Source organism: Thioalkalivibrio sp. ALJ2 (assembly GCF_000378325.1).
Classification (GTDB): domain Bacteria; phylum Pseudomonadota; class Gammaproteobacteria; order Ectothiorhodospirales; family Ectothiorhodospiraceae; genus Thioalkalivibrio.
Map to the genome: position 1 here is coordinate 601,466 of NZ_KB899554.1, position 16,035 is coordinate 617,500.

General features: G+C 67.4%; 17 protein-coding genes (1 of these 17 running past the window's edge). 9 read left to right on the top strand and 8 right to left on the bottom strand.

Features of this window, described 5'->3' with window-relative positions; all coding sequences use genetic code 11:
- Positions 1–16: 16 nt before the first annotated feature.
- Entirely contained in the window at positions 17–1,114 is a 1,098-nt protein-coding gene (locus F468_RS0102825; protein WP_018994593.1) for an LLM class flavin-dependent oxidoreductase, read from the top strand.
- 6 nt (positions 1,115–1,120) lie between these two features.
- Positions 1,121–2,038: an NAD-dependent epimerase/dehydratase family protein gene (locus tag F468_RS0102830; RefSeq protein ID WP_018175368.1), complete on the top strand. Its 918-nt coding sequence runs from the start codon at positions 1,121–1,123 to the stop codon at positions 2,036–2,038.
- An 895-nt stretch (positions 2,039–2,933) separates the two neighbouring features.
- On the opposite strand, the gene F468_RS0102835 is transcribed toward F468_RS0102830, so the two are convergent.
- From F468_RS0102835 to thiD, 4 genes are all read right to left on the bottom strand, one after another.
- Positions 2,934–3,752, bottom strand: a complete 819-nt coding sequence (locus F468_RS0102835; protein WP_018994594.1) for a sulfite exporter TauE/SafE family protein — start codon at positions 3,750–3,752, stop codon at positions 2,934–2,936.
- A gap of 84 nt (positions 3,753–3,836) precedes the next feature.
- Positions 3,837–5,114, bottom strand: coding sequence for a glutamate-1-semialdehyde 2,1-aminomutase (gene hemL, locus F468_RS0102840; RefSeq protein WP_018872751.1), 1,278 nt, complete (start codon positions 5,112–5,114; stop codon positions 3,837–3,839).
- 75 nt (positions 5,115–5,189) lie between these two features.
- Positions 5,190–5,834: a thiamine phosphate synthase gene (gene thiE / locus F468_RS0102845; protein ID WP_018994595.1), complete on the bottom strand. Its 645-nt coding sequence runs from the start codon at positions 5,832–5,834 to the stop codon at positions 5,190–5,192.
- Positions 5,824–6,612, bottom strand: coding sequence for a bifunctional hydroxymethylpyrimidine kinase/phosphomethylpyrimidine kinase (gene thiD, locus F468_RS0102850; RefSeq protein WP_018994596.1), 789 nt, complete (start codon positions 6,610–6,612; stop codon positions 5,824–5,826). Before thiD ends, thiE begins: the two co-directional genes overlap by 11 nt.
- Positions 6,613–6,695: 83 nt before the next feature.
- On the opposite strand from thiD, the gene F468_RS0102855 reads away from it, so the two are divergent.
- Entirely contained in the window at positions 6,696–7,142 is a 447-nt protein-coding gene (locus F468_RS0102855) for a hypothetical protein (RefSeq protein WP_018137840.1), read from the top strand.
- On the opposite strand, the gene F468_RS0102860 is transcribed toward F468_RS0102855, so the two are convergent.
- Positions 7,135–7,821 carry an HAD family phosphatase gene (locus F468_RS0102860; protein WP_018137839.1) on the bottom strand — a complete coding sequence of 229 codons (687 nt, stop codon included), beginning with the start codon at positions 7,819–7,821 and terminating at the stop codon, positions 7,135–7,137. The genes F468_RS0102855 and F468_RS0102860 overlap by 8 nt on opposite strands.
- 447 nt (positions 7,822–8,268) lie before the next feature.
- Here F468_RS0102860 and F468_RS0102865 point away from each other — a divergent pair, with 447 nt between their 5' ends.
- Both F468_RS0102865 and ptsP read left to right on the top strand, forming a co-directional pair.
- Positions 8,269–8,835, top strand: coding sequence for an RNA pyrophosphohydrolase (locus F468_RS0102865; RefSeq protein WP_018137838.1), 567 nt, complete (start codon positions 8,269–8,271; stop codon positions 8,833–8,835).
- Positions 8,836–8,855: 20 nt separating this feature from the next.
- A complete protein-coding gene (gene ptsP, locus F468_RS0102870; RefSeq protein WP_018137837.1) occupies positions 8,856–11,123 on the top strand; it encodes a phosphoenolpyruvate--protein phosphotransferase in 2,268 nt (755 codons plus the stop codon).
- A gap of 10 nt (positions 11,124–11,133) precedes the next feature.
- Here the strand turns inward: ptsP and F468_RS0102875 are convergent, their stop codons facing one another.
- Both F468_RS0102875 and F468_RS0102880 read right to left on the bottom strand, forming a co-directional pair.
- On the bottom strand, positions 11,134–11,652 hold the full coding sequence (locus F468_RS0102875; protein WP_018137836.1) for a CopD family protein: 519 nt from the start codon (positions 11,650–11,652) through the stop codon (positions 11,134–11,136).
- Positions 11,653–11,687: 35 nt separating this feature from the next.
- The gene (locus tag F468_RS0102880; RefSeq protein ID WP_018137835.1) at positions 11,688–12,203 is read right to left on the bottom strand and encodes a peroxiredoxin; all 516 of its coding nucleotides are present in this window, start codon (positions 12,201–12,203) and stop codon (positions 11,688–11,690) included.
- Between the two features lie 102 nt (positions 12,204–12,305).
- On the opposite strand from F468_RS0102880, the gene argC reads away from it, so the two are divergent.
- The 4 genes from argC to erpA all read left to right on the top strand — a co-directional run bounded on the left by argC (position 12,306) and on the right by erpA (position 15,068).
- Complete coding sequence (argC, locus tag F468_RS0102885) at positions 12,306–13,361, top strand: N-acetyl-gamma-glutamyl-phosphate reductase (protein WP_038048888.1); 1,056 nt, start codon at positions 12,306–12,308, stop codon at positions 13,359–13,361.
- A gap of 105 nt (positions 13,362–13,466) precedes the next feature.
- Entirely contained in the window at positions 13,467–14,135 is a 669-nt protein-coding gene (locus tag F468_RS0102890) for a DUF6776 family protein (RefSeq protein WP_018175376.1), read from the top strand.
- The gene (locus F468_RS0102895) at positions 14,132–14,566 is read left to right on the top strand and encodes a polymer-forming cytoskeletal protein (protein ID WP_018137832.1); all 435 of its coding nucleotides are present in this window, start codon (positions 14,132–14,134) and stop codon (positions 14,564–14,566) included. The genes F468_RS0102890 and F468_RS0102895 overlap by 4 nt, the downstream gene beginning before the upstream one ends.
- 121 nt (positions 14,567–14,687) lie before the next feature.
- On the top strand, positions 14,688–15,068 hold the full coding sequence (erpA, locus tag F468_RS0102900) for an iron-sulfur cluster insertion protein ErpA (RefSeq protein ID WP_018137831.1): 381 nt from the start codon (positions 14,688–14,690) through the stop codon (positions 15,066–15,068).
- Positions 15,069–15,134: 66 nt separating this feature from the next.
- Here the strand turns inward: erpA and F468_RS0102905 are convergent, their stop codons facing one another.
- Positions 15,135–16,035 carry the 3' portion of an anhydro-N-acetylmuramic acid kinase gene (locus F468_RS0102905; protein ID WP_026182174.1) on the bottom strand. 230 nt of this gene lie beyond the right edge of the window, so the window shows 901 of its 1,131 coding nt (coding positions 231–1,131); its start codon lies beyond the right edge, outside the window — the gene reads right to left on this strand; it ends in the stop codon at positions 15,135–15,137.

Below are 16,035 nucleotides of genomic sequence, written 5' to 3' on the forward strand. Positions count from 1 at the left end.
CGGCACAGTTGATGCCATGCGCTTCGACCTCTTTCATGAGCTCTCGGTCCCGGAGTTTCTGCAGACCTCCGAGACCGAGGTGATCGACCGGACCCTGGCCCTGTGGGAGCAGGCCGACCGTCTTGGCTACGGCACGGCCTGGCTGGTGGAACACCACCTGATGCCGGAATTCTCCCACAGCACCGCGCCGGATCTGGTACTGGCCGCGGCCAGCCAGCGCACCGAACGCCTGCGTCTGGGCCTCGGCGTGGTCCCGCTGCCCTACCACCACCCGCTGCGGGTCGCACAGCGGGTCGGCATGCTCGACCAGCTCTCCGGCGGGCGTCTGGACCTGGGCATCGGGCGCGGTTTCTCGCCGCGCGAATATGCCACATTCGGCGCCGAGATGAGCGAGTCCCGCGCGCGGGTCGATGCCGGTCTGGATGCGCTACGCCAGGCCTTCGCCACCGGTCGGATCACCCAGGACGGCCCGTTCCATCACCTGGAAGACGTGCCCGTGATGCCGCGCCCGGTGCAGGACCCGCACCCGCCGATCTGGACCGCCGCGGTCAGCCCGGAGTCCTTCACCTGGGCCGCCGAGCAGGGCATCGGCGCGCTGGCGGGTCCGTTCAAGCCCTGGCAGATGATCCGTGAGGACATCCGCCTGTACCACGAAGCCTGGGACACGACGCGCACCGACATCGCCCACCCGCCGCGCGTCGGGATGACCCTCGGGGTGCTGTGCCTGCCCGACGGCAAGCGCGCCCGCCGCGAGGCCAAGCCCGCATTCGAGTGGTTCTATCGCCACATGTTCCAGCAGACCCTGCCGGTGCTGGAGCGCCTGATCGAGGGCTACGACTACTACCGTTCGCTGGGCCGTTTCCGCCATCTGGTCAAGGCCGGGATCAACCTGAAGATCCTCGACATGCTGGGCATGACGCTGGTCGGCACGCCCGCCGAGTGTCGCGAGCGCATCGAGGGGCTGCGCGAGGCGGGGGTCGACCAGGTCCTGCTGGCCTTCGGGGCCGGAGCCGTGCCCCACGAACTCGCGCTGGAGTCCATGGACTGCTTTGCCGAGGAGGTCATGCCGGCCTTTGCCGAACGCGCCCCGGGCGCCACCGGCACGGCTGGATAGCCGTCCATGCGGGTCGCCGTGACCGGCGCCGCCGGGCGCCTGGGCCAGGTGCTTGTTCCGGCCCTGGCCGCCGCCGAAGGTATCCGGTCTGTTACCGCGATCGACCGCCGCCCGGTTGTGGCGAACGCGCATACGACCCCTTTACAAGCCGATCTCGCGGATCTCGGCGCGGAACACCTGGCCGGGCATGACAGCCTGATCCACCTCGCCTTCCAATTGATGGGTGGGCAGGGCGGGCGCCGGCGCCGCGACCGCGACTGGGTGCGTGCGCAGAATGTCGAGCTGAGCCGCCACGTCTTTCAGGCAGCCGCCGCGGCCGGTGTGCGCCAGATCGTCTTCCTCTCCAGCGCCGCGGTCTACGGGCCGTGGCCGAATTCGCCGCGCCCGCTGACCGAGCGCAGCCCGGCGCGGCCGCGCTTCCCGTACGCCGAGGACAAGGTCGCCACCGAGCAGGCCCTGCTGGCGGTCGGCGTGCAGTACCCCGATCTGACCACCTGCATCCTCCGGCCCCCGGCAATCGTCGGGCCGCATGCCCACCCGCTGCTGCGCCAGGTTGCGCGCAGTCGCGTGTATCCGGGTGGCGCCGAGGTGCCGGTGCAGATCCTGTGGGAGGACGACGCCGCGGACGCCGTGGTACGAGCGGTCACGCGCCAGGCGGAGGGCATCTTCAACCTCGGGGCCGAGCCCGTCTGGTCCATGCGCCGGATGGCGCTACACCGGCGCCGCTGGGGCATTCCGGTGCCCCCGGGCCTGATCCGGGCGATTCACCCGTTGGCCTGGCGATTCACCCGCCATGCCGGCGATCCCGGATGGGTCCAGGGCCTCGACGGCGCCCTCCAGATGGACTGCTCGCGCGCCCGCGAGCACCTCGGCTGGGCCCCCCGGGTCTCCACCCCCGAGTGCCTGGAGCGCCTTCGTCGGTAGCTCCGTCTTTTCAGGCTGGCCCCGGTTCGTCCTCTGGTGTTTACGTGCCTTCGTCCGGCCGCCTGCCAAGCGCTCACTCGCGAGCGCGCCGCGCCCGTTGTTGATCAAAAACGGGCTTCTTTGCTCGTGCAAAGAAGTAACCAAGAAACACGCCCGGGATTCGCCCAGGAACCTTGCTCCGGGCGCGCCAGGCCGGCGGCGCTGAAACTCGCTGCGCCTTTGGCTTCGCTCAGACAGTCAGCGCCCCGTGTCTATTTTGAATCGTCCGGCCTGTCACGCCCTCCACAAGGGGCTCATATCGGGAGGGAAGGTCAAAACAGGTGGTATTCAAGCGCCTGTTATAAGCCCCGAACTGTAGGGTGCGGTTGAGCGCAGCGCAACGCACCATCCCGACACCGGGGCAACCCTGATGCGATTCGCTACGCTCATCGGCATCCTACGATGGGATCTGGCGCCCGCTGGCGGGCGCGGCACGCCAGGGCCGCAGGCCGCGCGTGCCCGGGATGTCGCGACACCTTGCCTCCATCCATTGGCACGAACGTCAGGCCAGCCGTTGTCTTGACCTTATCCCCCCGTATGAAGCCCCTTGCGGAAGGGTCCTCGGGACGGAAGAGAGGCGCTGACTGTCTGAGCGAAGCCAAAGGCGTAGCGAGTTTCAGCGCCGCCGGCCCGAGGGCCCTGGAGCAAGGTTCCCGGGCGGAATCCGGGTGCCCTTCTTTGGGTACTTTCTTGGGCAAGCAAGAAAGTGCCTCGCGGCGCGCTCGCGAGTGAGCGCTTGGCAGGCGGCCGGACGAGGGCACGTAAACACCGGATGCCGAGCTAAGGCCAGCCTCAACAAGGCAGGCGGAGGCACAGGGCCGCGTGGTCGCGCATGGGGGCGCTGCGATGAGCTGGACTAGCGCAGGAGCATCAGGATACCGGCGAGGATCAGGACGCCGGCGAAGCCGCGGCGGAGGATGGCGACGGGCAGGTGATGCGTGAGCCAGACGCCCGCGCGCACGCTGATGGCTGTGCCGATGACCACGCCGAGGATGGCCGGCAGGTAGAGATACCCCAGCGCCCATTCTGGCGCCTGGTAGGCCGGATCGGTCCACTGCGGCAGGGCGAACACCAGGCTCGCGCCGATGGAGATCGGCACGCCGAGGGCCGCGGCCGAGCCGATCGCCCGGCGTAGTTCCAGTCCCTGGCTGACCAGGAACGGCGTGGTCAGCGTGCCGCCGCCGATGCCGATCAGCGCGGAGACGGCCCCGATCACGGTGCCGCCGCCCAGCCAGATGCTGCGCCTCGGCACGGGCGCTTTCGGCGGCTGAACGTTGAGCAGCATCCAGATCCCGATCGCGACCTCGAAGGCGCCGAAGATGCGCCCCAGGTGGTCGGAGTCGATGCGCGTGGCCAGCCAGGCCCCGAGCAGGGCCCCGACGATGATCCCCGGCAGCAGGCGGCGCACGGCCGTGCCGTCCACCCCGCCGCGGCGATGATGGGCGCGTGCGGAGAGGATCGCGGTGGGGATGATGGCACCCAGAGAGGAGCCGACCGCGAGCTGCACCAGGCTGGCCGAGTCGAAGGCCAGCAGGCTGAAGATCGCGACGAACACCGGCACCAGGATCAGCCCGCCGCCAATGCCGAACATCCCGGCCGGGATGCCGGCAACCAGGCCCAGAAGCACAAATAGCAGCGCCAGCGCCAACGGTGACTGGGTCAGGGCCTCAAGCATGTTCGGGGCGTGAGGGTGAGGCCGTCAGGTAGGGCCCGGCCGGCAAGCATGGAGCCGGCCGGGCCGGAGAAACGGGGCAGGCGCTCAGAGCGCCTTGAAGCACTTGCGGGCGGCCTCGACGGTGGCGTCGAGGTCCGCGTCCGAGTGGGCGTTGGACATGAAGCCGGCCTCGAAGGCACTGGGCGCCAGGTAGATGCCCTCGCCCAGCATCGCGTGGAAGAAGCGGCCGAAGGCGGCGGTGTCGCAGGCGGTGGCCCCGGCGAAGTCGGTGACCTTCTGGTCCGAGAAGAACAGGCCGAACATGCCCGGCACCTGGTTGGTGGTCAGGGCGACCCCGGCCTCGCGCGCGGCGTCCTCGAAGCCCGCGACGACCTTCTTCGTGCGCTGCTCCAGTTCGTCGTGGAAGCCCGGACGGGACAGGATCTCCAGGGTCTTGAGCCCGGCGGTCATCGCGATCGGGTTTCCGGACAGGGTGCCGGCCTGATAGACCGGGCCCAGCGGCGAGAGGTGTTCCATGATCGCGCGCTTGCCGCCGAAGGCCCCCACCGGCATGCCGCCGCCGATGATCTTGCCCAGCGTGGTCAGGTCCGGGGTGACGCCGAGATAGCCCTGGGCGCAGTTCTTCGACACGCGGAAGCCGGTCATCACCTCGTCGAAGATCAGTACCGCGCCGTGCTGGTCACAGACCTCGCGCAGGGTCTCGAGAAAGCCCGGTTCCGGCGGGATGCAGTTCATGTTGCCGGCGATCGGCTCGACGATGATGCAGGCGACCTCGTCGCCCTTCTCGGCGAAGAAGGCGCGCACGCCATCGGCGTCGTTGTAGGTCAGGGTGCTGGTCAGCGCGGCCAGCTCCTTCGGCACGCCGGGGGAGCTCGGCTGGCCGAGGGTCAGGGCGCCGGAGCCGGCCTTCACCAGCAGGGAGTCGCCATGGCCATGGTAGTTGCCCTCGAACTTCACGATGCGGTCGCGCCCGGTGTAGCCTCGTGCCAGCCGGATCGCGCTCATCGTGGCCTCGGAGCCCGAGTTGGTCATGCGCACCAGGTCCATCGACGGCACCAGTTCGCAGACCTTCGCGGCCATGTCGTTTTCCAGCCGCGTCGGGCAGCCGAAGGACAGGCCGTTGTTGCAGGCCTCGCGCACCGCCTCGATCACCTCGGGGTGGGCGTGGCCGGCGACCATCGGGCCCCAGGAGCCGATGTAGTCGATGTAGCGCTGGCCGTCGGCGTCCCACATGTAGGCGCCGTTGGCGCGATCCATGAAGATCGGGGTGCCGCCCACGCCCTTGAATGCGCGGACCGGGGAGTTCACGCCCCCGGGGATGTGCTGCTTGGCGGCCTCGAACAGACGCTCGGTTTCCTGCATGACGGTGTTCCTGTAGTTCAATGGAATCGGTAGGCCCGGCAACCATAGCGGCGGCCGCCGGGCGGTGCAAAGTGGTCAGTCGAACAGTGTGCTGATGCGCCGGGCGGCGGCCTCCGGGGCGGGCGCGGCGCTGATGCCCTGGATCACGGCGACCAGATCCGCCCCGGCCGCGACCACCTCCGCCGCGTTGTCCGGGGTGATGCCGCCGATGCCGCAGATCGGCAGGTCCAGGGCCGCGCGTGCCTGGCGGATCAGCTCCGGCCCGGCATGGGCGGCCTGCGGCTTGGTCGGGGAGGCGAACATGGTGCCGAAGGCGACATAGCTGGCGCCGGCCCGGGCGGCAGCTTCGGCGCGCGCCAGCTCGTTGTAGCAGGAGACCCCGATGACCGCGTTCGGCCCCAGGAGCGTGCGGGCCGCGGCCGGGTCCGGGTCGTCGCGGCCCAGATGTACGCCATCGGCCTGGATGCGCGCGGCCAGCTCGGTGTCGTCGTTGATGATGCAGCGCGCCCCGTGCGCGTGGGCGAGGGCGACCAGCTCGCGGGTGATCGCCTCGCGCGCGTCTCCTTGCAGCTCCTTGTCGCGGAACTGGATCAGGCTGGCGCCGCCGCGCAGCGCGGCCGCGGCATGGGCGAGGTGGGTCGCGCGCGGGTCCGCACTCTCCGGTACCGCGGGGGTGATGAAGTAAAGCCCGCGCAGGGGCGCTCGGCTGTCAGTCGTCATGCGGGCACAGGCGGTTGGGGATGTGCTGGCCGTGGCCGGGGGCGTAGCCACGGGCGATGGCATCGTTCATGAAGGCCTGGGCCTCGATCACGGCCGGTTCGATATCGCGGCCGCGGGTAAGGAAGGCGGCGATCGCCGCGGCCAGGGTGCAGCCGGAGCCGTGGAAGCCGGCCGAGTGGCGCGGCAGATCGAACGGGCGCACGTGGTCGTCCTCGCGGTAGAGGCGATTGATGATCGGGTCCTGTTCGGTGCCCTCGTGCCCGCCGGTGACCAGCACGTTGCGCGCGCCCAGTTGGCGCAGCTGGTGGCCCCACTGCGCGGGGTCCTCGCTGCGGGCCAGGCGGGCGGCCTCGGGGCCGTTCGGGGTGATCAGCGTGGCGCGCGGCAGCAGGGCCTCGCGCGTGGCGTCGACGACCGCCTCGGTGGCCAGTGCCCCGCCGCCGCCGGCGACCATCACCGGGTCCAGTACCACCGGGATGTGCGGGTGTGCGTTCAGCAGTGCGGAGACGATGGTGACATTTTCCACCGAGCCCAGCATGCCGATCTTGATCGCCGCGACCTCGAGATCGGCCAGGGTGACCTCGATCTGGGCGCGCAGCTGCTCCGGCGGCAGCACGGTGAAATCCACCACGTTGCGGGTGTCCTGCACGGTGATCGCGGTCACGGCCGTGGCCCCGTGCACCCCGAGGCGGGTGAAGGTGGTCAGGTCGGCCTGCAGGCCTGCACCGCCGCCGGGGTCGGAGCCGGCAATGGTCAGCGCGATCGGGGGATGATTCATGAATGGGGGCTCCCGTGCTAAGGTTGCGCGCGCCCCGGCACCCCCGGGGCGTTCCTGTTCCGAATCCCGGGAGTGTACGCAGCATGAGCCACGAGTTCGAAGTCGAGACTATCCGTCCCCTGGTCGCCGCCGCCAAGGCCGGCGGTACGCTGAATGCGGAGGTCGACCAGGCCCTGGCCGCGCTGGAGCAGGAGATCAACCGGATCGCCGCCGAGCTGCAGGTGGAGCACGTGGGTCCCGGGGTGGGCATGGCGGACATGAATGCCGAGCATGTCTATCGCCTGGTGATCCGCCAGCACGAGATCGACGTGACGCGGCACGAGTGGAGCCTGTGGGTCTGTGATGCGCTCGATAACTGCGACTTCCGCGCGACCTGGCCGGTCACTGGCGCCGGGCGTCTGCGCCGCAAGCAGGTGACGGCCGTGGTGCCGGAGCTCGTGACCGGCTACCGCGATGCGGTTGTGGCCGCCGGCAAGGGGGATACTCCGGCCGGTCAGCGGCTGGAGCAGATGGCCGGTCTGTTCAGCTGACCGAGCCTTCCGGCTCGCGCAGCGAGATCACTGGCCAGCCCCGTTCGCGGGCATGCGCGGCCAGAGTCGGGTCGGGGTCCACGGCCACCGGGCGGCCGACCTGCTCCAGTAGCGGGATGTCGTTGCGCGAGTCACTGTAGAAGCTGGCCTGCGTGATGGTGCCCTCGGGGTCCGGGTGATCCGCGAGGTGCTGACGCAGGCGCTCGATCTTGCCTTCCTGGAAGCAGGGTACGCCCGTCAGCTCACCGGTGAACTCCCGGTCCTCGCGTTCTTCCGCCAGGGTGGCGATCAGGTGATCCACGCCGAGGATGTCGGCGATTGGCTGGGTCACGAACTGGTTGGTCGCGGTGATGATCACCAGCTCGTCACCGGCCTCCCGGTGCCGGGCCAGCAGACGCTTGGCGCCGGGGGCGATCATCGGGCGGATTAGCGTCTCGATGAACTGCTCCCGCCATTGTTCCAGCTGTGCGCGCGGGTGCTCGGCCAGCGGGCTGAACGCGAAGCGGCAGAACTCGTGGATGTCGAGGGTCCCCGCGACATACTCCTGATAGAAGCGGTCATTGGTCTCGGCGTGACAGGTCGGGTGCACGGCACCCACCTCGGCCAGGAACTGGTTCCAGGCGTGATCGCTGTCGCCGGCGAGCAGGGTATTGTCGAGGTCGAACAGGGCCAGGTTCATGGATCGCTCCGCGGATTAGAGGTCGCGCTGGGAATACGGCGGGAGTTTACCGGGGCATGACTTCGCACGCAGCTTTGCCCGTCCTGCCACGGGGGATGCGTGGGAAACGGTGATGGATGTACACGCTCGCGCTCAAGTCGCTTTTGCTTGCGAACAAGGCGCGGCGACTGTCGTGCAGTCATTCTGCACAAGGGAGCCGCAACGCCGTGCGCATGCAAAAGCGGCCGAGCCCCGGCATTCAATCGCTTGCGGGGTTGGTACCTCAGGTTCCCCGATCCTGCGTTGCGCCGCTTGTGGGTAGAACCACTACCCGCTGCACGGCGCGCCTTGTCTCGGAAAACCTGGGGTACCAACGCGAGTGTGTACATTCATCAGCGTTTCCCAAGGTCTTTGCCGCGGGGCCTCGGGCTGTGGAACAATGCAATCAGTGAAGAAAGCGTCTGGTTGATGCAAGTGATTGATTGTGAGGGGTATAGAGCCAACGTAGGCATCATCCTGTGCAATCGGGAGCGCCAGCTGTTCTGGGGCAAGCGCGTGGGCCAGGATGCCTGGCAGTTTCCCCAGGGCGGTATCCGCGCGGAAGAGACGCCGGAGCAGGCGATGTACCGCGAGTTGCGCGAGGAGACGGGCCTGCTGCCCGAGCATGTCGATGTGCTCGGCAATACCCAGCACTGGCTGCGCTACCGCCTGCCGGAGCGCATGGTGCGGCGTCATCGCCGCCCGGTCTGCATCGGCCAGAAACAGCGCTGGTTCCTGTTACGGATGATGGGCAACGAGAGCGACGTGATCCTGGATGCGATGGGTACCCCCGAATTCGACGACTGGCGCTGGATCGATTACTGGCGCCCGGCACGCGAGGTCGTGCATTTCAAGCGCCAGGTCTATCGCCGTGCGCTGTGCGAGCTGGTGCCGCTGATGTTCCCGGAACTGGAAGCCCGGCGCCCGCGCAATGCCCACGGACGTGACGCCAGCGATCAGGCCCCGTCACAGGTCTCCCCGGTGTCGCCACGTTGACGAACCCGAATCCCCCCTCGATGCTGGAGGTCCTGCGCCGCGTGGTGCAGGAGGTGAATGGCGCTGCCGATTTCTTCGAAGCGCTGCATATCATTGTGACCCGCGTGAAGGCCGCGCTGGATATCGACGTCTGCTCGATCTACCTGAAGTCGCCGCAGTCGGGCCGCCTGGTGCTGATGGCATCGGAGGGTCTGCGCGAGGAATCCATCGGACATGTCGAGATGGACCCCTCCGAGGGCCTGGTGGGCCTGGTCGCCTCGCGCGCCGAGCCGGTCAACCTGGACAGTGCCCAGGATCACCCGCGCTTTCGCTATTTCCCGGAGACCGGCGAGGAGCACTTCCTGGCCTTTCTCGGGGTGCCGATCATCCACCAGCGCAGCCTGCTGGGGGTGTTGGTCGTGCAGCAGCACCAGGCGCGCAAGTTCGATGACGAGCACGTCTCCTTTCTGATTACCCTGGCCGCGCAGTTGGCCGGTGCGATTGCCTACGCGGAATTCAACGACGAGATCTCCTCCGAGACCCCGCTGATTGGGCACGTCAATGTCGAGGCGACCGGGATCGCCGGGTCTCCCGGGGTTGCGATTGGCCGGGCCGTGGTCGCCTATCGGCTGGCGGATCTCGACTCCATCCCGGACCGCGAGGGGGTCGGGGTCGACGAGGAACTCGAACGCCTTGCCAAGGCGGTGGCCGAGACGCGCACCGAAATCGAGGATCTCAAGCAGCGCATGGGCGAGGCCCTTGGCGCGGACGAGCAGGTGCTGTTCGACGCCTATCTGATGCTGCTGGGCTCGGACTCGCTGGTGCAAAAGACGGAGGCGCGCATTCGCAACGGCCAGTGGGCCCCCGCCGCCCTGCGTGACACCGTGCGTGAGAGCGTTCGCGTGTTTAACGACATGGAGGACCCGTACCTGCGCGAGCGCGCGTCCGATGTGCGAGACCTGGGTCGGCGGGTGCTGTCGCACCTGTTGCCGGCCGAGCGCAGCCAGGAGGAATTCCCGGATGGCGGCATCCTGGTGGGTGATGACCTGACCGCATCCCACCTGGCCGAGGTGCCGATCGAGCGGCTGGGAGCGATGGTCTCGGCCAAGGGCACGGGCTCCTCGCACATCGCGATCCTGGCGCGGGCGCTCAACATCCCGGCGGTGATGGGGGTTTCTGAGCTGCCGGTGGGCCGACTGGAGAACCGCGAGATCCTGGTCGACGGCTATCGTGGCCGGTTGTTCGTGAACCCCAATGCGGAGTTGCGCACCGAGTTTGAGCGTCTGGTGCGCGAGGAACGCGAGCTGGCCGAGGACCTGCGGGCCCTGGCCAAGGACCCGGCGGCCACCCGTGACGGTGTGGCGGTCCCGGTGCTGGCGAACTCCGGGTTGCTGGCCGATATCAAGCCGTCGCTGGAGTCCGGGGCCGAAGGCGTGGGGCTTTATCGCACCGAGGTCCCGTTCATGATTCGCGACCGCTTCCCCGGGGAGGAAGAGCAGGTCCAGCTCTACGAACAGGTGCTGGCATCATTCGATCCGATGCCGGTCACGCTGCGCACGCTGGATATCGGCGGCGACAAGGCGCTGCCGTATTTCCCGGTCAAGGAGGACAACCCGTTCCTGGGGTGGCGTGGCATCCGTATCTCGCTGGACCACCCGGAGATCTTCCTGACCCAGCTGCGCGCGATGCTCAAGGCGAGCTGTGCGCACGACAACCTGCAGATCCTGTTCCCGATGATCTCGGCGCTGGACGAGCTGAAGGGGGCGATGACCCTGCTCAACCGCGCCCGCGAGGAGTTGCTGGACGAGGGGTTCATGATCCCGATGCCCAAGGTCGGGGTGATGGTCGAGGTCCCGGCCGCGGTCTATCTGTCGGAGACGCTGGCGCGGCGCGTGGACTTCCTGTCGGTGGGGACCAATGACCTTGTGCAGTACCTGCTGGCGGTGGATCGCAACAACGCGCGAGTGGCCAGCCTCTATGACACCCTGCACCCGGCCTGCATCAGCGCGCTGGAAACCATCACCGACGGGGCCCACCGGGCGGGCAAGCCGGTTAGTGTCTGTGGCGAGATGGCGGCCGATCCGGCCGCGGTGATCCTGCTGCTGGGGATGGGGATCGACAGCCTCAGCGTCAGTGTTTCCGCAATCCCGCGGGTGAAATGGGTGATCCGCAGCTTCTCCACGGATCGCGCCGAGGCGCTGCTGGCCCAGTGCCGCATGCTGGAGAACGCGGAGCAGATCCGCTCGCTGCTGAACAATGCCCTGGTGCAGGCCGGGCTCGGTGGGCTGGTGCGCGCGGGGAAGAACTGATTCGGTTGCGTTAGGCGGCCTCGCGCCGGCGTTTCCACCAGCCGATCAGTGCGGCCAGCACAAAGATCGCCAGCACGACCCCGATTGCGATCAATGCATCCTCGATGGAGCGGTTGATCACCAGCACCACCACCCCGACCAGGATCGGCACCGGAAACTCGTTGAACCAGCGAAACCAGGTGTGTTCGCGACGGTTCAGATCATCCCGGAAGTCGCGCACGATCCAGCCGCACCAGATGTGGTAAATCACCAGCAAGGCCACCAGCGTCAGCTTGAAGTGCATCCAGGGCTCGTTCAGATACCCCGGGATCAGGGCCAGCATGGCCCCGCCAAACGCGATAGTCAGCACCCCGCCGGGCGTCATGATCCCGTAGAACAGCTTGCGCTCCATGATCTTGAAGCGCTCGTGACCCAGGGCGTCGTCGGTCATCGCGTGATAGACGAACAGCCGCGGCAGATAGAACAGCCCGGCGAACCAGGTGACCATGAAGATCACATGCAGGCTGACCAGCCAGTTGTAGGCTTCCATGCTTCAGGTCTCCCAGGGTGCCGGTGGTGGTTGGCTCAGGACAGCCAGCGTTGCAGGTGGCGTTCGATCTGTTCGAAGTCCGGGTCGCCCAGTTTCTGGTAGACGATGCGGCCGCCGGGCGAGATCACGAAGGTGGTCGGGGTCAGGCGCACGCCTCCGAAGGCCTGCGACATGCCGTCCTCAGCGTCGTGGATCACCTTGTACGGCATCTCGCGGTCCTCGCGCATCGACTCCACCCGGTTGATCGGGTCATAGGAGACGGCGACCGCCAGCAGCTCGAAGCCCTTCTCGGCATAGGTCTCGTGCAGGTGAATCAGCTTCGGGATCTCGCGCACGCAGGATGGGCAGTTGGTGGCCCAGAAGGAGATCATCACCGGGCGCCCCTCGTAATCCGACAGCGAGACCTCCTCGCCATCGAGGGTGGTGGCGGTAAAGTCGGGCGCCGGGCGCATGCCGTCATCGGTCAGCCAGATCGCCAGGGCAACCCCGATCAGGGCCAGGATGAAGATGCCGCCAATGATGGCCTTGCGGTCGATACGAAAGCTGCTCATGGATACAGAGGTTCCCGTTGGGTTCGAATGATTCGTCGGTTTCGACTGGCCTGAGTGGGCCTTCGTTCCGTGCCATGTGGTAACCCGGTATCATGCCGCAGCATGACAGCAACAACCAATAGCAAACCTATCCGCATCGGGGTTGTCGGTGCGACCGGGTACACCGGCGTGGAGTTGCTGCGCCTGCTGGCCCGGCACCCTTCGGCGGAACTGGCGGTGGTGACCTCGCGCGGCGAGGCCGGGACGGCCGTAGCCGACTTGTTCCCCAGTCTGCGCGGGGCGGTGGACGCGGTCTTTCGCGAGCCGGATCCGGATGTGCTGGGCGATTGTGATGTGGTGTTCTTTGCCACGCCGCATGGTGTGGCGCATGCGATGGCCGGTGCGTTGCTGGAGCGCGGAGTGCGGGTCATCGATCTCTCGGCCGACTTTCGTATACGCGACCCGGAACTGTGGGCGCGCTGGTATGGGCAGGCGCACGGGGCCCCGGAATACCTGGACGAGGCCGTTTACGGCCTGCCGGAGATTCATCGTGACCGGATCCGGCCGGCGCGGCTGATTGCGGTGCCCGGCTGCTATCCGACGGCCGTGACGCTTGGTGTTCTGCCGCTGCTGGAACAGGGTCTGGTCGACCCGGCCGACGTGATCGCGGATGCCAAGAGTGGCGTCAGCGGTGCGGGGCGCAAGGCGCAGATCGGCGGTCTGTTCGCCGAGGTGCAAGAGAACTTCCGCGCCTACGCGGCCGGCGGTCACCGGCACTGGCCGGAGATTCATCAGACCCTGAGTGGTGTGGCCGGCGGCGAGGTCGGGCTGATCTTCCAGCCGCACTTGGTGCCGATGACGCGCGGCATCCATGCAACCCTCTATCTGCGGCCGCGACAGTCCGAGACCGACTGGCAGGCCTGCTTCGAGCAACGCTACGCCGATGAGCCGTTCGTCGACGTCCTGCCGCCGGGATCGCATCCCGAAACGGCCAGCGTGCGGGGCACCAACCGCTGCCGGATCGCGGTGGCACGGTCGCCGCACTCGGATCGACTGGTGGTGCTGTCGGTGATCGACAACCTGGTCAAGGGGGCGGCCGGGCAGGCCGTACAGAACATGAACCTCATGTTCGATTGCCCGGAGGACGAGGGGTTGCGCGAGTTGGCGGTCTTCCCTTAGCTCGGTTGCCTTATGTCCAAGCTCCCGACGCCGGTGCCGCGACGCCGCCCCCGGATCCCGCCACCACGGCCGGTGCGACAGCGTCGGCGGCGCTGGGGGTTGGGCGTGTTGTTGCTGGCGCCTTTTCTGCTGGTGGCCGGGATCGGCGGCTGGTTGTGGATGCACTGGCCGGACGAGGGCGTGATTGACCCCCAGGTACGCATTGATGCCCTGACGGACGAACTGCAGCGCGAGGTCGAGGCGCGTCAGCAGGCAGAGGCCGAGCAGCAGCGTGCGCTGCGGCGGCTGTCGCTGCTGGAGACCGAGGTCGATGCCTATCGCGACGATGTCGAGCGTCAGGAGACCGAGCTCGCACGGTTGCGCGATGAAGTGGCGTTCTACGAGCGACTGGCGGAAAACAATGATGACTCGAGTCTGGGCTTGCGCGACCTGGCGTTGCAGGAGACAGGCCAGTCCGGGGTCTGGGACGTCGTGTTTCAGATCTACCGACCGGGCCTGAACCGGTCGCTGGATGTGCGTTGGTCGGTAGAGATTACCGGGCGTTTCGAGGGGGACGATGAAGATACAACCCTCGATCACGATGACCTGGGCGTGGAGCAGGAACGTACAATCGAGGGTTTCCGGTTGCTGCGAAACGCGCGCGTACGCGTTGTATTGCCGGAGGATTTCACCCCGGAAGCTGTAGCCGTTAGGGTGGAGCCCGATGAAGACGATGGCCCCGACGCAGTCATGAAGCGCGGAGAGTGGGGCCGCATGGCGGGAGAAGGGGCATGATCGGACGCAAGAAGGGGCGCGGCAGCAAGCGGACGCGCCGGGTCGACACCATGATTGGGGAGAACGCCGTGGTGCGCGGCGAGCTGGAGTTTAGCGGGGGCTTGTATGTCGAGGGGCGCGTGGTCGGCAGCATTCGTGCGCTGAGTGATCCCTCCGCCGTTCTGATGGTCGCTCCCCAGGGGGTCGTCGAGGGGCAGGTGATGGTGCCGCACCTGGTCGTGAACGGCGAAGTGCGCGGCGACATGCATATGAGCGAGTACGTCGAACTCGGTGCGACCGCGCGGCTGCACGGGCATCTGTACTACAAGAGTCTGCAGATCACCGAGGGTGCGAGTATCGACGGCCAGCTCGAGCGAATGGAAGAGCCGCTGCAGGGCGAACTCGAGGAGCTGCCCGTGGAGCAGGGTGAGCCGCAGACTGCGGTCTCCTGACGGTGGCCGGTGCGACCCGCGTTTCGCCAAAGGTGGCCCAGCATCATTCGTGGGGTATTCTTGACGCTGACGGTCAGTATTCCGTAGCGTGAATGAAAATGATTCTTACAGGAGGCACCCAATGTCCGAAGCCATGACGTCCAATACCGAGGCAGACATGGACATGGAGATCCCGAGCCCGCTGATCTTCAGTGACGCCGCCGCGAACAAGGTGAAGGGGCTGATCGAGGAGGAGAACAACGACAACCTCAAGCTGAGGGTGTTCGTCAGTGGTGGTGGTTGCTCCGGCTTCCAGTACGGTTTTACCTTTGACGAGACGGTGGGCGACGGCGATACCGTGGTCGAGAACGGAGGGGTGACCCTGCTGATCGATCCGATGAGCTTTCAGTATCTCGCGGGTGCCGAGATCGACTACACCGAGGGTCTGGAAGGCGCGCAGTTCGTGATTCGCAATCCGAACGCCACGACCACCTGCGGTTGCGGGTCCAGCTTCTCGGTCTGACGTCCAGGGCTGTTATCGCATTGTCAGGGCCCGGCCGTTTCGGTCGGGCCTTTTTTGTGCGTATTTCTATGTGGATTCCGGTGCGCGTCCGGGGATCCGGCAGCCGAGGATGCGTGGTCCACGGGCACCCGTGACTTCCGGCAGGTTGCCGGCCTCGTGTTGCAGATGGCGATACGCCAGCCAGGCAAAGGCGGCCCCCTCCACCTGCTGAGGCGGGATTCCGTGGTGTTCGGAGGTCTCGACCGTGCTGCCGGCCAGCTGGCTTTGCAGTCGTTCCATCAGGTAGCCATTGTGGGCGCCGCCGCCGCAGACGATGACGCGATCGGGTGCGGTTGTGCGCAGGGATTCGAGCGTCAGCCGCACCCCCTCCACCGTAAGTTCGACCAGGGTGGCCTGAACGTCCTCGGTGTTCAGGCGGTCGAGCCGTTCGCCGCCAACCTGGCGGAGCCAGTGGGGCGAGAAATGCTCGGGCCCCGTGCTCTTTGGGGCAGGGCGCTGAAAGTACGGGTCCGCGAGGAGCTGTTCCAGTAGTGGCCGGTCGATGTGTCCCGTGCGCGCCCAGGCGCCGTCGGCATCATAAGGCTGACCCAGGTGCCGTCGGGTCCACCCGTCCATCAGGGTGTTGGCGGGTCCACTGTCGCATCCGCGTACCGGCTGGCCCGGCTCCAGCCAGGTCAGATTGGCGATCCCTCCGAGGTTCAGGATCGCGCGTGTCTCGGAGGGGTGGCCCAGCCAGGCGGCATGGAACGCGCAGGCCAGCGGAGCCCCCTCGCCGCCCGCCGCGAGGTCGCGTTGGCGAAAGTGCGCGATCACGTCGATGCCCGTGGCTTCGGCGATCCGGAATGGGTCGCCAATCTGCCAGGTGAATGCGGGGTCGGCGCCGGGTGCATGGTGGACAGTTTGTCCGTGCGAACCGATGGCCAGGATGTCCTGGGCCTTCAGGCCGGTGGATCCCAGTAGTTGCTGG

Bases quoted from the DNA above. Each gene is read 5' to 3' on its own strand.
- F468_RS0102865 (WP_018137838.1), top strand. From the start codon at position 8,269: ATGCAAGTGATTGATTGTGAGGGGTATAGAGCCAACGTAGGCATCATC.
- thiD (WP_018994596.1), bottom strand. From the start codon at position 6,612: ATGAATCATCCCCCGATCGCGCTGACCATTGCCGGCTCCGACCCCGGC.
- ptsP (WP_018137837.1), top strand. From the start codon at position 8,856: ATGCTGGAGGTCCTGCGCCGCGTGGTGCAGGAGGTGAATGGCGCTGCC.
- hemL (WP_018872751.1), bottom strand. From the start codon at position 5,114: ATGCAGGAAACCGAGCGTCTGTTCGAGGCCGCCAAGCAGCACATCCCC.
- argC (WP_038048888.1), top strand. From the start codon at position 12,306: ATGACAGCAACAACCAATAGCAAACCTATCCGCATCGGGGTTGTCGGT.
- erpA (WP_018137831.1), top strand. From the start codon at position 14,688: ATGTCCGAAGCCATGACGTCCAATACCGAGGCAGACATGGACATGGAG.
- F468_RS0102835 (WP_018994594.1), bottom strand. From the start codon at position 3,752: ATGCTTGAGGCCCTGACCCAGTCACCGTTGGCGCTGGCGCTGCTATTT.
- F468_RS0102830 (WP_018175368.1), top strand. From the start codon at position 1,121: ATGCGGGTCGCCGTGACCGGCGCCGCCGGGCGCCTGGGCCAGGTGCTT.
- F468_RS0102855 (WP_018137840.1), top strand. From the start codon at position 6,696: ATGAGCCACGAGTTCGAAGTCGAGACTATCCGTCCCCTGGTCGCCGCC.
- thiE (WP_018994595.1), bottom strand. From the start codon at position 5,834: ATGACGACTGACAGCCGAGCGCCCCTGCGCGGGCTTTACTTCATCACC.
- F468_RS0102875 (WP_018137836.1), bottom strand. From the start codon at position 11,652: ATGGAAGCCTACAACTGGCTGGTCAGCCTGCATGTGATCTTCATGGTC.
- F468_RS0102860 (WP_018137839.1), bottom strand. From the start codon at position 7,821: ATGAACCTGGCCCTGTTCGACCTCGACAATACCCTGCTCGCCGGCGAC.
- F468_RS0102825 (WP_018994593.1), top strand. From the start codon at position 17: ATGCGCTTCGACCTCTTTCATGAGCTCTCGGTCCCGGAGTTTCTGCAG.
- F468_RS0102880 (WP_018137835.1), bottom strand. From the start codon at position 12,203: ATGAGCAGCTTTCGTATCGACCGCAAGGCCATCATTGGCGGCATCTTC.
- F468_RS0102895 (WP_018137832.1), top strand. From the start codon at position 14,132: ATGATCGGACGCAAGAAGGGGCGCGGCAGCAAGCGGACGCGCCGGGTC.